Source organism: Niallia oryzisoli (assembly GCF_036670025.1).
GTDB classification, from domain to species: domain Bacteria; phylum Bacillota; class Bacilli; order Bacillales; family Cytobacillaceae; genus Bacillus_BD; species Bacillus_BD oryzisoli.
In genome coordinates, this window is sequence record NZ_CP137640.1 from 4,708,527 (window position 1) to 4,723,506 (window position 14,980).

A 14,980-nucleotide genomic window follows, 5' to 3' on the forward strand; every position below is an offset into this window, starting at 1 on the left:
GATCGTTTAGTTATTTCCATCATTTACTTCCCATTCTAGCCGTCTGATGGATGTGGTTTGGGTATAATCCAATAGTGCCTTTGCCCCTTTTAACTGAATCGATTTCAAAGGGGAACGAAGCCGCCGTAACGAAGCAAACCATTCTTCATAATTCCGCTTGTCAATTAATGTCGCATCGTATGGTGGTAATGGATAATCAATAAAACCGTTCCTTGACAAAATTACTTTATGAATTGGCAAGTCAATATCATGTAACTGAAATATTTTTTTCACGATTGTTTCTGTTCGATTCGCAGCAATTAACGGATTAACAATCTTTTTCACGTTGCGATTCGTTCTTACATCCCAGAACTTTTGATTAGAACCGATAAATACAGCCGAATCATGATCCTCTAAAAAGGTAATACACCAAACTTCAGTCGGACTGATTAAAATCGACTCTACTTCAATCGATGCTTTTTTTAATAAAAAGATGGGCCTATATAACAGGAGATACGTATCGGGAAACCGCTGCAAAAAGAATCGTAAATGTTCATCAAAAAAGAATCGTTTATTCATATTGGACTTCTCTGTTAATGTCGATGTGGCCCATTTCAATTGGAAATCAAATAGTTGATTGAGAAATTGCTGTTTTAATTCTTCAACGTTTTCTGCATGATATATCTTGACAGAGAAATGATCTATTTCTGTTGGTTCTTCTGCCGCTAATTTCCCATTTTCCTTTTGTATCGTTTCTGAGGCATTCCTTCGGTTAAACAGCGTTTTTATTTTATTGAGTAAATGAGGCTTCTCTTCTATAGTCAATTCAGCTGTTTGCGATAACAAAATTTCATCTCTGGGATTTTCCCAATTGTGCTGTAATTTCTCCCATTGCTGCTTTTTCAACGTCACAAAGCGTGTAGGATAATGAAATATATTTTGTTCATAGCGCGATGTATAATCTTGTAATTTAATTAACTGTCCCATTGTATTCTTCCTCGTTTTCTTCTCATATTCTATTCAGATATCAGGGAAAAGGTTGCAATGGGTTCATACTTTGGAATTTTCTCAAGATTCGTTTTATATAACACAACTTCATTTGCGGGAAAAGAAATCAACTTTTCCTGATATGGATTATATGTATCAAGCCAGTTATGATCAAAATCGTCGCCAGTCCAATTTCTTGCCAGTGTAATATGCGGTGCAAACGGGCGCGACTCCAGTGTAAATCCAGATCTCAAACAAGCCTTAAATACAAGTGATTGCAAATTCATCAGTTTATCGTTCTTTTTTACTGATGCCCAAAAGATACGTGGCGACTTTTTGCTTCCAAATACACCTAGTCCTTGAAGATTCAAAAGAAAGGTCCTTTCATTTTCTATCGCTTCTCCGACTAATTCTATTGATCGGCGAAGCTTTTGTTCTTCTGCGGACCCAAGAAAAGCAAAGGTAATATGATAATCTTCCCAATACACCCATCGTTTAAAAGGAAAATGTTCAACCACATCCCCAAGCTGACTATGCATCGTCTGTTTCGTTGATTTTGGAAGCGCCAGAGCCCAAAAGTAATGTGTGCTCATTATATTCGACCTCACTTTAGCTTTTTAATTGATAAGTGGTAGAGCTGATAGAAGCACCCGGCAACATGACGGGTGCTTTTCTTTCTACCATACGTAAGAGAATAAATTACTTTGCCAATTCATATATCGCTTGAGCATAAATAGCTGTCGCTTTTACTAAATCATCAATATACATATACTCATCCTTCTGATGGGCAATATCCTCTCTGCCTGGGAACAGTGGGCCAAAAGCAACACCGGAAGTTAAAGAGCGTGCATATGTACCTCCGCCGATTGCCAAAAGCTCTGCTGTTTCACCTGTTTGTTCTTCGTATACATTCTTTAATATTTGAATTAATTCATGATTTTCATCCACATGATGCGGCTTTGAATCTGAGAATTTTTCCAGCTTAAAGCCTTTTTGTCCTACGAATAATTCAAGCAATTCTTTTGTTTTCTCTATGTCAGCTGTAACCGGATAGCGCAGGTTCAGGCCAAACATACCGCCTTCTGATCGATTGAAAGACATTTTTCCAATATTAATAGTAAGTTCTCCGGAAATATCATCCGAGTATGCGACTCCTAGTTGCTTCCCTCTTGAATCCCTAAATAAGTAACGGGAAGCAAATTCGAAGTAAGGTGCCGCCTGTTGATCAGGTTTGTTTTCATGAATAAACTGAGCTAAGAATAGACCAGCATTTTTGCCTTGGTCGGGCTCCATACCGTGTGCTGACACGCCTTCCAGCTCGAGAATCAGTTGACCATTATCAACGTAACATTTTCCCTTTACTCCGTGTTTATCTAAAAAGTCTTTATATCTTTGGATCACATCTGTTTTTTCCTTTTGAACATGCATGACCGCTCTCGCAAAATCCGGTACCATATTATATCTTCTTCCCGATTCAAAGCTGATAATTTCTAATTTCGCTTCAGGATCTGCGTCTTTGTCTTCAGTTATGCTTTGAACAAGATCGAAATCACATATTCCTTTTTCAGCAAAGATGATAGGAAAATCTGCATCCGGTGCAAATCCAACCGTAGGCATCTCCTCATGTTCGAAATAATGCTCAACACATCTCCAGTCACTTTCCTCATCTGTTCCAATGATCATGCGAACACGTTTATTAAGCGGCAGATTTAATTCTTTGACAATTTTCATGGCATAATAGGCAGCAATCGTTGGGCCTTTATCATCAATCGCACCTCTAGCGAATATTTTGCCATCACGAATCTCTGCACCATATGGGTCACTTGACCATCCATCGCCCTCTGGCACTACATCAACGTGGCAAAGAATCCCAACACTTTCCTCACCTTGCCCAAATTCAATATATCCAGCCAGGTTTCCGACATTCTTTGCTTTGAACCCATCTTTCTCTCCCATTTCGAGCATGAACAACAATGCTTCTTTTACACCGCCGCCAAGCGGTGCATCCTCTGTAGCATTTACCTCATCCAACACACTTTTAATCCGTAATATTTTTTGTGTGTCTTGAATGAGTGCATCTTTTCTTTTTAATACTTCATCAGACCAATTTATATGTACCATATGAAACCTCCATTAAGAAAAGCCCTCAGCTGTAAAATTCATCAGCCCTATTTAAATCATATCATAATCTTTATTGATAAAAAGTGTACTTTGTTTTTCCCTTTTTCTCTTAAATCATTACCAAACCTCCATTGATTATGCAAAAAGTATTTATTATTGGGTGAATTTCTTTAATAATATGAGAATATTCTGCATAATGTAGTTTTAGGTATTCATATTATCCTGCTTTTGATACTGGCAAAATTATTAAATGAAGTTAATCTTTTGTAAATTCAGTTCTACATAGTGGAAATCTTATGATAATATGGATATTATATAGGTAGAGGTAATACAGCAAAGTACTTACTATATGTTGTGAAAAGGGGTTGTCTGGGGAAAAGAAGGGAATATTCTCGGGAGATTTCGATCTTCACTAAAGTGTTGGATGCTGGAATTTGTCATAGGTTTGAAATTAGGATAGGGAGTGGTTTATTGAAACCGTCAACTAACCGGATGTTAAACCGTATCAAATCCGTTTATATGTTTATTAATAATCGAGGAACTGTCACTACTCAAGAACTTGTGGAAGAGTTCGGAATCACTCCTCGAACGATACAAAGAGACTTAAATGTCTTAGCGTACAACGATTTAGTCAGAAGCCCAAGCAGAGGAAAATGGACAACAACTAAAAAGAAGGTTAAGTTAACATCGTAAAAGTAAACACAAAATAAGCCACCTTATGATGAAGGGCGGCTTATTTTGTGTTTACTTCTTTTATTGCTGTTATTTCTTCATCCGTTAACTCCCGATACTCCCCTAGTTCGAGGCTTTCATCCAATCTTAAAGGCCCCATTGAAATTCTTTGCAGGTAAACCACTTTTTTGCCAACTGCTTCGAACATTCTTTTTACCTGATGGAATTTCCCTTCTGTAATCGTTAATTCGATATCCGATCGTATCCCTGATTTCAGTATTTTCAGCATACCCGGCTTTGTTACATAACCATCATCCAACGTAACACCCTCTTGAAAGGCCTTTACGTCAGCATCTGTAACCTCTTGATCAATTACTGCAAAATATGTTTTGGGAACATGTTTTTTTGGTGATAAGAGCTGATGCGCAAGCTGACCATCATTTGTTAAGAGCAACAAGCCTTCCGTATCTTTATCGAGTCTGCCCACAGGGAATGGCGAATAAACAGCATCCTCCATTTCCAGTAAATCAATAACCGTTTTTTCATAATGATCCTCGGTTGCAGAAATGACTCCCTGCGGCTTATTCATCATCAAATAAATATATTCCTTATACTCAATGACCTCCCCGTGCAATGTAACTGTATCCTTTTCAGGGTCAACCTGTTCTTTTCCATTTTTTACCGTTTGGTCATTTACTTTTACAACTCCACTTTTGAGAAGATCTTTTACTTCCTTCCGACTTCCATATCCTAAATTCGCTAACAATTTATCAATCCGCACAAAACCACTCCTTTTGTAACATTATAGGCTATTATCCATTTCCAATTCAGAGAAAAACCATAGTATGTAATCGTGTAACTAAATCATGAGGCAGACACACAAGAAAACATTTCAGTCTCAAATAAATAAAGTGAGGAGATGTCAAGTGATGATGGATTATCATCAATATCAACAATTTTACCCAACGGTGGATTCTCGTCAACAACAAGGTCAATTTTTTCCAGGTGGAGGCTTTTCCCAACGACTAAATAGTTTAGAGAGACGAGTAGACAGACTAGAACGCCAAAACGAACGTATCGAACGCCGTCTAGATCGAATCGAAAGAAGACTCGGCATTCGTCAGGATGAGCAATACTATTAAGATTAGAACAAGGGTCTCCATTAACGGAGACCCTTTAGTTATCGTTTAAGATGTAACTTTTGCATGACTCTGTCCACTTTTTGACCAAATAATTTATTCACCAATTTTAATTTCAGTCCCAGGTATCCATAGATACCTACACCAATTGCGGCACAGCAAATGATGATAATGAGTGACTGCCAGACTGATTCTGGAGATAAAAATTGGGTAAGCAGCATATAGGCCCCTCCTGCACCGGCAAACATCAACGCAGTAAAAGTCACTATTAAGAGAACCCTTCGCAAAACAAGTTTAAACGAATAACGAGTATAGATTTTTATTACGATAAGATTAATGATAATCGCAGCTCCATACCCCAGCGCAGTTGCTAAAATCGCGCCTTTTGTTTCCATTAACTTGATCAGCGGAATATTTAAGCTCAGCTTAATAAGCAGTCCCACCAAAAGACTTAAAATCGTAAAACGCTGTTCATCAATTCCCTGCATGATCGCAGCAGTAACAGAATATAAAGCAAAGAGAATCGCTACCGGAGAATATGCACGCAATACCTCCGTGCCATACACATCATGACCATAAAATGCCGTATAGACCGGCTCCGCAAGTAACGACATCCCGACAACAGCAGGTAAAGTGAGAAACAATAACACTTGGAATGTCTGATTGAGCTGACGGTCTAATTCATTGCGGTCATTTTCAATATAGGTTCTCGTAATATTTGGTACTAGTGTTAATGAAAAGGCCGTTGCCAATGATACAGGAATGATCACCAGCTTATGTGAATAAAAGTTTAAGGCACTAAAAGCAAAATCTGATTGCTTTGCCAAGCCAATTTCAACCATAGCCTTATTAAACGTTATTTGGTCAATGAATTGAAATAATGGGTTGGCAATACCGACAAACACAAAGGGTGCCGCATATAAAAGAATTTCCTTGTACATGTCCTTTAACGGAATCACAACTGTCCCTTTATCCTGCAGCAGTAATTCATCCAGGTAAGGCTTACGTTTAAACCAGTACCAGAAGAGCACAAGCAATGAACCAATGGCACCGACGAACGCAGCAAAGGTAGCCACACTAACCGCCGTAGCAATTTCTCCGCTCATCATATGTAAAACAACATATGCGCCGGCCAAAAGGAAAACAATCCGGACAATTTGCTCTACTACTTGTGACACAGCTGACGGCCCCATCGATTGATGTCCTTGGAAAAAGCCTCTAATTAAACTCATAAACGGGACAACAATAAGGGCAAAACTGACCGCACGAATAACGGTTATAACGTCTTCTACTTTTGTCACTTGATCATCATCTTGAATGACCATCTCTCCCAAAACAGGAGCAGAAAAGAATAGAATTAGAAAAGATACAAAACCGGTCACCAGCATGACAATTAACCCTGATTTAAAAAGCCTTCTCCCTACCGCATATTCCTCGAGAGCATTATATTTCGCGATAAACTTAGAGATAGCCAGCGGGATGCCGGCAGTTGCAATACTAATAAAAATCGTATAAGGTACATACGAATATTGATAAAGTGTTGTACCCTCTTTCCCAACAATGGCATCAAAGGGAATGACATAAAATAATCCAAGCACTTTAGAAATAATAGTTCCAAGCGTTAATATAAATGTTCCTCTTAAAAGCTTTGACGACATCAATTCCTTCTCCTTATCAACGTAGGAATATGTAAATACATAGAAACCGGACAATATTTAATTTTATACCTTTATTTCGCTTTAAGCGATAGCAAAATTTGACTAATATAGTACAATTGCTCTTGAAAACACACTATTTGTAGTTTACTCTTCTTTAATAAAGAATTCTAGTATTAACTTCATTCAGCAGTAGTCCCCCACTTCTATAATTTGAGGATGTATGTAAAATACTCTCTGATTCATTGGTGATCAAACCCCGGCTGAATGAAGTTAAGCCTCCGGCGGATGTCTCGGATTTTTTAAAGGTAATTTATCGAGCGAGCTCGATAAAAATCCGGACGCAAATTCGACGAGCGAATTTGATTAGAAAGGAACTTACTATATGTATGATGTAATTGTAATCGGCGGCGGTCCTTCAGGTTTAATGGCTGCTATCACGGCAGGTAAATCAGGGGCCAAGGTGCTCCTGATTGATAAGGGAGACAAGCTTGGCCGAAAGCTGGCTATTTCGGGCGGTGGCCGCTGTAATGTAACCAACAGACTCCCAATTGACGAATTAATCAAACACATCCCTGGAAACGGACGTTTTTTACATAGCGCATTTTCGATTTTTAATAATGAGGATATTATTGATTTTTTCAACGGATTAGGGATTGAGTTAAAGGAAGAAGATCATGGAAGAATGTTCCCTGTCAGCAACAAAGCACAATCTGTTGTTGATGCTTTATTAAGAAAATTATCTGACCTGAGTGTTGAGATAAAAACGAATAGTCCGGTAGAAACAGTTGAATATGATCAAGACGAGGTAAAAGCTGTTCTATTAAAAAACGGCGAACGATTTAAAACACACGCAGTCGTCATTGCTGTTGGCGGTAAATCCGTTCCTCATACAGGGTCAACTGGTGATGGATACGTATGGGCAGAAAAAGCAGGACATACGATAACGGAGCTTTTTCCTACCGAAGTACCTGTAACATCAAATGAACCCTTTATAAAAGAAAAAACATTACAGGGATTGTCTCTCCGTGATGTTGCCTTAAGTGTCTTGAATCAAAAAGGCAAAGCGCTTATCACGCATAAAATGGATATGATTTTCACTCATTTTGGAATTAGCGGGCCTGCTGTCCTCCGTTGCAGCCAATTCATTGTTAAAGAGCTGAAAAAGTCGGCAGGTCATAAAGTGACAGTTAATCTTGACGTCTTTCCTGATAAAAAAGAAGAAGTTTTTTATCAAGAGCTTCTACAGTTATTAAAATCTGAACCAAAAAAGAATATAAAGAATGTACTAAAACATTTATTGCCGGAGCGATATTTACTTTTTCTGCTTGAATTCAATCAAATCGATCCTATGGCCCAGGCTGGAACTCTTTCAAATGAAAAACTAAGAAGCTTCGTGGAGAGCTGTAAAAGATTCCGCTTTACTGTAAATGGTACCCTTCCACTCGAAAAGGCATTTATTACCGGCGGCGGTGTTTCCACCAAGGAAGTAGAACCCAAAACAATGGCGTCAAAAAAAATGTGCGGTTTGTATTTTTGCGGGGAAATTTTGGATATTCATGGCTATACCGGCGGCTTTAATATTACAGCTGCTTTTGTAACCGGACACCTTGCAGGTCAAAATGCGGCCGAATCTAGTAAATTAAAAGGATAAAAAACAATCGAGCCTGCGTTACTCAGGCTCGATAAATCACCATGGCAGTAAAACAATAAATTTGTTCCTCATCCTCATCATCAGGCATGGCTGCTACATTATATTTAATATCCAGCAGTTTTTTCTCATCCAAATCTTTCAAAAAATGGTTCATCTCCGACTCTAAGTTCTTCTCGTGCTCCTGATCAAATAATTTTACCTGAATCAAACCGCTCTCTCCTTATCATTAGCTATTATTCATTATTTTTTCCTGTTTTATAAATTTTAATCTTTCTATTATTTTAAATTTTGTCATTTTATGAAGAATTACTCCGACTAATTAACTAAAAATTTAGTTAATTCAGATAATTAAATAGACTAATTGAGGGATATCTTGTACAATGTTTTCAGAATATTGAAGTTTCATAATCATTAATCTTTCATGACAAAGAAGACACCAGTACGAAAGTCAAAACCATTTACGAGGGGGAGAAGGATGAGAAAAAGAAAGTTAAATGCTCTTTTCATGTCACTTATGCTTTCAGCAGGAGTTTTGGCAGCTTGCTCTGGAAATGATGAACAAACGTCTGGTACCGAATCGAATGGCAGCGGAGACAGTATTAAAATCGGTGCCAACCTGGAATTATCCGGTAATGTGGCTTCGTATGGTCAGGGGATTGCTGAAGGATTGGATCTGGCAATTGAAGAAATTAATAAGGAAGGGATTGATGGTAAGAAAATTGACCTTGTGAAGGTTGATAACAAATCAGAAGCTGCTGAAGCTACAAGCGGCGCCCTCAAGCTGATTAACCAGGATTATGTATCAGCGATTGTTGGGTCGGCAACGAGTACCAATACGCTTGCTCAAGTACAAATTGCCCAGGACAACCAGGTTCCTATTATAACACCATCCGGAACAAATCCGGATATTACCTTTAAAGATGATAAACTGAATGATTTCATTTTCAGGACCTGCTTTATTGATCCGTTTCAAGGGGAGATTGCAGCTAATTTTGCCGTAAAAGATTTGGGTGTTAAAAATGCGGCCATTCTTATTGACAGCTCCAGCGACTATGCAAAAGGACTTGCCAATGCTTTTAAAAAGGCTTTTGAAGAAAATGGTGGAAAAGTCATTGGAGAAGAAGCCTATATAGCAAAGGATACTGACTTCCGAGCTACATTAACAAGGCTGAAATCGAAAAACCCTGAATTTGTCTATATTCCAGGTTATTACGAAGAAGTTGGTCTAATCCTAAAACAGGCAAAAGAATTAGGTTTAGATGTACCTTTCATGGGTGGTGACGGTTGGGATTCACCAACACTAGTTGAAATCGCAGGTGCTGAAGCCTTAACAAACACATATATTACGAATCACTATTCTTCTGGTGATACAGATGAAAAGATTCAAAACTTTGTAAAAGCATACGAAGCAAAATATAAAGAAACACCAGATGCTTTTAACGCCCTTGGTTACGATACAGGTTATTTACTTGCCGATGCCATCAAACGTGCGGGCAGTGCTGACCCTGTAAAAATTAAGGAAGCGTTGGAAGATACAAAAGATTTATCGCTTGTAACTGGTAATTTTACCTATGACGAAAAACATAATCCTGTAAAATCTGCCACGATTCTCACTTTTGAAAATGGAGAACAGGTATTTGAAACGAAAGTAAATCCTTAACTGTTAAAATCCTGCACTGTGCTCCTTTTAAATCAACGCTGACAACAAAAATGTTTATCTGAAAAGGGGGCTCTGCCCCCTTTTTCTATATAGTAGTCAGTTTCAAATAATTCTCTATCTCTAGATCCTTCCATAATCATGATAATGAAGTTCATGTCATAAATGACACCCAATAATAAAATTATGATTTTATTTGGAAAATATTATACTAAAAAACTAAAAATTTATTTTTGCAAGAAAATTTCGTAGACTAAGCGTAAAATATCATGTAAAATACATTCATCTATTCCTATTTTACTAGGAATAATCGCCTCATACACAAATACTAAATGACGGCGGAAAATAATATTATTATTGGGGGAAAACGTATGAGAAAGAGAAAGTTAAATGCCATTTTCATGTCTTTTATGCTTTCAGCAGGCGTTCTAGCTGGATGTGCTGGTGGTAAAGACAACTCAACAGGAGGACAAAGCGACGGTGACACGATCAAAGTCGGTGTAAATCTTGAATTATCAGGAAACGTTGCTTCTTATGGTCAAGGAATTAACGAAGGAATTGAACTTGCTGTTGAGGAAATCAATAAAAAAGGAATTGACGGCAAAAAAATTGAGCTTATTACTGTAGATAACAAATCTGATGCAGCAGAATCTACAAGTGCTGCACTTAAATTAATCAGTCAAGATAAAGTCTCTGTCATTCTTGGTGCTTCAACAAGTACAAACTCGATCGCTCAAGTACAAATTGCCCAAGATAATAAAATACCTGTCATTGCACCGCCTGCTACAAGCCCTGACGTAACAGTTACGGACGGAAAATTAAATGATTATATTTTTAGAACAAGCTTTATCGATCCATATCAAGGAGAAATTGCTGCAAACTTTGCTGCAAAAGATCTAAAGTTAAAAAATGCTGCTGTATTAATTGATAGTTCAAGCGACTATTCAAAAGGACTTGCTAATTCTTTTAAAGATTCTTTAGAAAAAAATGGCGGTAAGGTTATTTCAGAAGAAGCTTATGTTGCAAAGGATACAGACTTCCGTGCCACATTAACTAGAATTAAAGCAAAAAAACCAGAAGTAGTATATGTACCTGGATATTATGAAGAAGTTGGTTTGATTTTAAAACAAGCTAGAGAAATCGGTCTTGACGTACCATTTGTTGGCGGAGACGGCTGGGATTCTCCTAAACTGGCTGAAATTGCTGGCGCAGATGCTTTACATGATGTGTATTTTACAAATCACTACTCTTCATCCGATACTGATGAAAAAGTTCAAAATTTTGTGAAGGTTTTTAAAGAAGAGTACAATAAAACACCTGATGCCTTTAATGCTCTAGGTTATGACACAGGCTACTTGCTTGCAGATGCAATCAAACGTGCTGGTGGCGGAGATCCTCAGAAAATTAAAACAGCATTAGAAGAAACAGAAGGCCTATCCCTAATCACTAGTGACAATTTCAAATATGACAAAAATCATAATCCAATTAAATCAGCTACCATTCTTTCATTTGAAAACGGAAAACAAATATTCAAAACAAAAGTAAACCCTGAATAAGAAGAAAACAAGTATTATCATTAAGACTTGGTTTAAAACATTGAATTCGTCACTCGGAATTGTTTGAATATTTAAACGTCTTTATTATAAACATAATTGATTTCTAGAATAGGGGTATATCCCCTATTCATATTTTTAATTTATCTACAAACTGAAAAAATAGATGTGGTTAGGAGAGTGCACATATGGAACTAATACAACAATTAGTTAATGGGATTTCACTTGGCAGTATATATGCGTTGATTGCACTCGGTTACACTATGGTTTACGGAATTGTTAAACTCATCAACTTCGCTCATGGCGATGTATTCATGGTTGGTTCATTCGTAGGCTTCTACTCCATGACAGTACTTGACCTTGGATTCTTTCCTTCCCTAATTCTTTCCATGGTCGTGTGTGCATTATTTGGAGTCTTAATCGAGAGAATTGCATATAAACCTTTAAGGAATGCAACTAGAATTGCAGCGCTTATCACCGCTATCGGTGTTTCCCTGTTTATTGAATATGGAACGATTTATTTTCGAGGTGCACAGCCTGAGGCATATCCCGGCGATGCCCTTCCTTCTAGTACAATTGATATATTTGGCGTATCGATTAATTCTCAATCACTTTTTATACTAGGAATTTCTTTATTATTAATGATCATCTTGCAATTCATTGTTCACAAAACAAAAATTGGTAAAGCTATGCGCGCTGTTTCTTACGATACTGAAGCCGCTCAATTAATGGGGATCAATGTGAATAATACAATTTCAGCTACATTTGCAATTGGTTCTGCTCTTGCTGGAGCTGCAGGTGTTATTTTTGGAGCCTATTATATAAAAATTGAACCACTTATGGGGATTATCCCAGGACTTAAAGCTTTCATCGCTGCAGTATTAGGTGGAATTGGAATTATCCCTGGAGCAATGGTTGGCGGACTTGTATTAGGAGTTATCGAATCCTTTGTAAGTGCGTCTGGATTTTCATTGTGGCGTGATGGAGTTGCATTCATTGTTTTAATTCTTATTTTAATTTTCCGTCCATCAGGTTTATTCGGGAAAAACACAAAGGAAAAAGTATAAAGGAGGCTGTAGCATGTCTATCATCAAACGATCTAAAGGTTTCTGGCTTTCAATTTTGTCAGCCTTTGCTGTATTTTTTGTCGTTCAAGTACTTATTTCAGGCGGACAGCTCAATGCCTTTTACGAAAACATGATTTATCTAATGGCGATCAATATTATTCTTGCAGTTAGTTTACATTTGATTATCGGAATTACCGGCCAATTCTCGATTGGTCATGCAGGTTTTCTTGCTGTAGGTGCATATGCTTCTGCCATTATAACCATGAAATTAGGCTTACCTTTTGGTGTAGCCGTAATAGTAGGGGGACTTGCTGCTGCACTTGCTGGTTTAGTTATTGGTATTCCAACCCTTCGTCTGAGAGGAGATTATTTAGCAATTGCTACTCTCGGTTTTGGCGAAATTGTAAGAATTACACTGTTAAATATTGAATATGTAGGCGGCGCAAGCGGGATGCAGGTATCACATTTAACATCTTGGCCTTGGATCTTTTTTGCAACGTTACTTACCATATTAATAATCAGAAATTTCACAAATTCAACTCATGGAAGAGCATGTATTTCCGTTCGAGAGGATGAAATTGCAGCTGATGCCATGGGAATTAACACTACTTATTATAAAGTTGCTGCCTTTATTATCGGTGCGTTTTTTGCTGGTGTAGCTGGGGCATTGTATTCACATAATTTTTATATTATTCAGCCAAGTAACTTTGGTTTTTTAAAGTCTTTTGATATTTTAATTTTTGTTGTACTTGGCGGTTTAGGTAGTTTGTCAGGTTCCGTTATTTCAGCCATATTATTAACTATTATCTCTACCTATCTACAGGACTATCCAGAAACCAGAATGATTATATACAGTCTTGTTCTTATTGTCATGATGCTGTATCGTCCACAAGGCCTAATGGGGACTAAAGAAATAACGTCATTCTTTAAAAAACGGAAAGCTGTTTAGGAGGGATTAAAAAATGACAACAAACCAACCGTTGCTTAAAGTAGATCATGTCGGAATCCAGTTCGGCGGTCTAAAGGCTGTATCAGATGTTAATATCGAAATCAAAAAAGGCGAATTAATTGGACTGATTGGGCCAAATGGTGCTGGGAAGACAACCTTTTTTAATATGCTCACAGGAGTGTATGTTCCAACAGAAGGAAGTATTCTGTTAAATGGTGCAAAATTAAATGGATTGCCTCCATTTAAAATAACACAAAAAGGGATCAGCCGCACATTTCAAAATATCCGACTATTCGGTGAGTTATCCGTACTTGATAATGTAAAGGTTGCCTATCATTCACTTGCAAAACATTCGATCCTATCATCCATGCTTCGACTTCCAGGTCATTTTGCGGGTGAAAAAGAAATGGAAGACAAAGCCATTGAATTTTTAAAGATCTTTCATTTAGAAGGTTTTAAAGATGAAAAAGCAAAAAACCTTCCTTATGGTCAACAACGCAGGCTTGAAATTGCACGTGCTCTTGCCGCTTACCCAGAACTTTTATTATTGGATGAGCCGGCAGCTGGAATGAATCCACAAGAAACCCATGATTTAATGGAGCTCATTTCCTTTATTCGTGACCAATTTAATTTAACGGTAATACTAATTGAACACGATATGGCTCTTGTTATGGGAGTTTGTGAACGAATTTATGTACTTGACCATGGACAATTAATCGCGCAAGGTACACCAAAAGAAATTCGAAACAATCCAAAAGTAATTGAGGCATATCTTGGCGAGGAGGTTTCATAATGCTTAAAGTTCAGGGAATCGATGTATTTTATGGTAATATTCATGCACTAAAAGAAGTTTCACTAAATGTGAACCAAGGAGAAATCGTTACTCTGATAGGAGCTAATGGTGCTGGAAAAAGTACTTTGCTGAAAACCGTTTCTGGTTTGTTAAAACCTAAAAAGGGAACGATTACCTTTGAAAGTGTATCCATTGATGGAAAACAAGCGCAATGGATCGTAAAAAAAGGAATTTCACACGTTCCCGAAGGAAGACGAGTATTTGCTAATATGAGTGTAGAAGAAAACTTAGAGCTTGGCGCCTATTTGCGTAATGATAAAAAAGGTATTAAGGAAGATTATGAAAAGGTATATGAGTTATTCCCACGTCTTCATGAGCGTCGAAAACAGCAATCAGGAACACTTTCCGGAGGAGAACAGCAGATGCTGGCAATGGGCCGTGCCTTAATGGCGAGACCAAAGCTGCTTCTTTTGGATGAGCCTTCAATGGGACTTGCTCCCTTATTAGTGAAAACGATTTTTGACATTATAAAAGAAATCAATTCAACAGGTACTACAATTATGCTTGTTGAACAAAATGCCAATATGGCCCTATCTATCGCCCATCGCGCCTATGTAATTGAAACTGGACGAGTTGTATTAAGCGGCACTGCTGAAGAGCTTAGATCAAGTGATCAAATTAAAATGGCCTATCTCGGGGGGCATTGATGAAAAAACTAATGATAGTAAAAAGAAAAAACAGACCTTTATCTTTA

General features: G+C 37.6%; 15 protein-coding genes. 9 read left to right on the plus strand and 6 right to left on the minus strand.

Translation table 11 applies throughout. The features are described 5' to 3' along the window. Window positions 1-6: 6 nt before the first annotated feature. The 3 genes from R4Z09_RS23515 to pepV all read right to left on the minus strand — a co-directional run bounded on the left by R4Z09_RS23515 (window position 7) and on the right by pepV (window position 3,087). Window positions 7-966 (minus strand): nuclease-related domain-containing protein, encoded by a 960-nt coding sequence (locus R4Z09_RS23515; RefSeq protein ID WP_338449151.1) that lies wholly within the window; start codon window positions 964-966, stop codon window positions 7-9. A 29-nt stretch (window positions 967-995) separates the two neighbouring features. Continuing rightward, window positions 996-1,559 (minus strand): RNA 2',3'-cyclic phosphodiesterase, encoded by a 564-nt coding sequence (thpR, locus tag R4Z09_RS23520; RefSeq protein ID WP_338449152.1) that lies wholly within the window; start codon window positions 1,557-1,559, stop codon window positions 996-998. Window positions 1,560-1,665: 106 nt separating this feature from the next. After that, entirely contained in the window at window positions 1,666-3,087 is a 1,422-nt protein-coding gene (gene pepV, locus R4Z09_RS23525; RefSeq protein WP_338449153.1) for a dipeptidase PepV, read from the minus strand. Window positions 3,088-3,558: 471 nt separating this feature from the next. Between pepV and R4Z09_RS23530 the strand changes: the two genes are divergently transcribed. After that, window positions 3,559-3,780 carry a DeoR family transcriptional regulator gene (locus R4Z09_RS23530; RefSeq protein WP_338449154.1) on the plus strand — a complete coding sequence of 74 codons (222 nt, stop codon included), beginning with the start codon at window positions 3,559-3,561 and terminating at the stop codon, window positions 3,778-3,780. A 40-nt stretch (window positions 3,781-3,820) separates the two neighbouring features. Here R4Z09_RS23530 and R4Z09_RS23535 read toward each other — a convergent pair whose 3' ends face one another. Next, the gene (locus tag R4Z09_RS23535; RefSeq protein ID WP_338449155.1) at window positions 3,821-4,540 is read right to left on the minus strand and encodes a pseudouridine synthase; all 720 of its coding nucleotides are present in this window, start codon (window positions 4,538-4,540) and stop codon (window positions 3,821-3,823) included. A 148-nt stretch (window positions 4,541-4,688) separates the two neighbouring features. Between R4Z09_RS23535 and R4Z09_RS23540 the strand changes: the two genes are divergently transcribed. Next, a complete protein-coding gene (locus tag R4Z09_RS23540; RefSeq protein ID WP_338449156.1) occupies window positions 4,689-4,901 on the plus strand; it encodes a hypothetical protein in 213 nt (70 codons plus the stop codon). 38 nt (window positions 4,902-4,939) lie between these two features. On the opposite strand, the gene R4Z09_RS23545 is transcribed toward R4Z09_RS23540, so the two are convergent. Continuing rightward, window positions 4,940-6,556: a putative polysaccharide biosynthesis protein gene (locus tag R4Z09_RS23545; protein WP_338449157.1), complete on the minus strand. Its 1,617-nt coding sequence runs from the start codon at window positions 6,554-6,556 to the stop codon at window positions 4,940-4,942. A 382-nt stretch (window positions 6,557-6,938) separates the two neighbouring features. Between R4Z09_RS23545 and R4Z09_RS23550 the strand changes: the two genes are divergently transcribed. After that, the gene (locus tag R4Z09_RS23550; RefSeq protein WP_338449158.1) at window positions 6,939-8,207 is read left to right on the plus strand and encodes an NAD(P)/FAD-dependent oxidoreductase; all 1,269 of its coding nucleotides are present in this window, start codon (window positions 6,939-6,941) and stop codon (window positions 8,205-8,207) included. Between the two features lie 22 nt (window positions 8,208-8,229). Here R4Z09_RS23550 and R4Z09_RS23555 read toward each other — a convergent pair whose 3' ends face one another. After that, entirely contained in the window at window positions 8,230-8,415 is a 186-nt protein-coding gene (locus R4Z09_RS23555) for a sporulation protein Cse60 (protein WP_338449159.1), read from the minus strand. A 267-nt stretch (window positions 8,416-8,682) separates the two neighbouring features. On the opposite strand from R4Z09_RS23555, the gene R4Z09_RS23560 reads away from it, so the two are divergent. The 6 genes from R4Z09_RS23560 (at window position 8,683) to R4Z09_RS23585 (ending at window position 14,933) form a co-directional block, all read left to right on the plus strand. Continuing rightward, complete coding sequence (locus tag R4Z09_RS23560; RefSeq protein WP_338449160.1) at window positions 8,683-9,867, plus strand: ABC transporter substrate-binding protein; 1,185 nt, start codon at window positions 8,683-8,685, stop codon at window positions 9,865-9,867. A 368-nt stretch (window positions 9,868-10,235) separates the two neighbouring features. Next, window positions 10,236-11,420 carry an ABC transporter substrate-binding protein gene (locus tag R4Z09_RS23565; RefSeq protein WP_338449161.1) on the plus strand — a complete coding sequence of 395 codons (1,185 nt, stop codon included), beginning with the start codon at window positions 10,236-10,238 and terminating at the stop codon, window positions 11,418-11,420. Between the two features lie 185 nt (window positions 11,421-11,605). Next, on the plus strand, window positions 11,606-12,484 hold the full coding sequence (locus R4Z09_RS23570) for a branched-chain amino acid ABC transporter permease (RefSeq protein WP_338449162.1): 879 nt from the start codon (window positions 11,606-11,608) through the stop codon (window positions 12,482-12,484). A gap of 13 nt (window positions 12,485-12,497) precedes the next feature. After that, window positions 12,498-13,433: a branched-chain amino acid ABC transporter permease gene (locus R4Z09_RS23575; RefSeq protein WP_338449163.1), complete on the plus strand. Its 936-nt coding sequence runs from the start codon at window positions 12,498-12,500 to the stop codon at window positions 13,431-13,433. 13 nt (window positions 13,434-13,446) lie between these two features. Then, the gene (locus tag R4Z09_RS23580; RefSeq protein ID WP_338449164.1) at window positions 13,447-14,226 is read left to right on the plus strand and encodes an ABC transporter ATP-binding protein; all 780 of its coding nucleotides are present in this window, start codon (window positions 13,447-13,449) and stop codon (window positions 14,224-14,226) included. After that, entirely contained in the window at window positions 14,226-14,933 is a 708-nt protein-coding gene (locus R4Z09_RS23585) for an ABC transporter ATP-binding protein (protein WP_338449165.1), read from the plus strand. Before R4Z09_RS23580 ends, R4Z09_RS23585 begins: the two co-directional genes overlap by 1 nt. Window positions 14,934-14,980 lie beyond the last annotated feature (47 nt).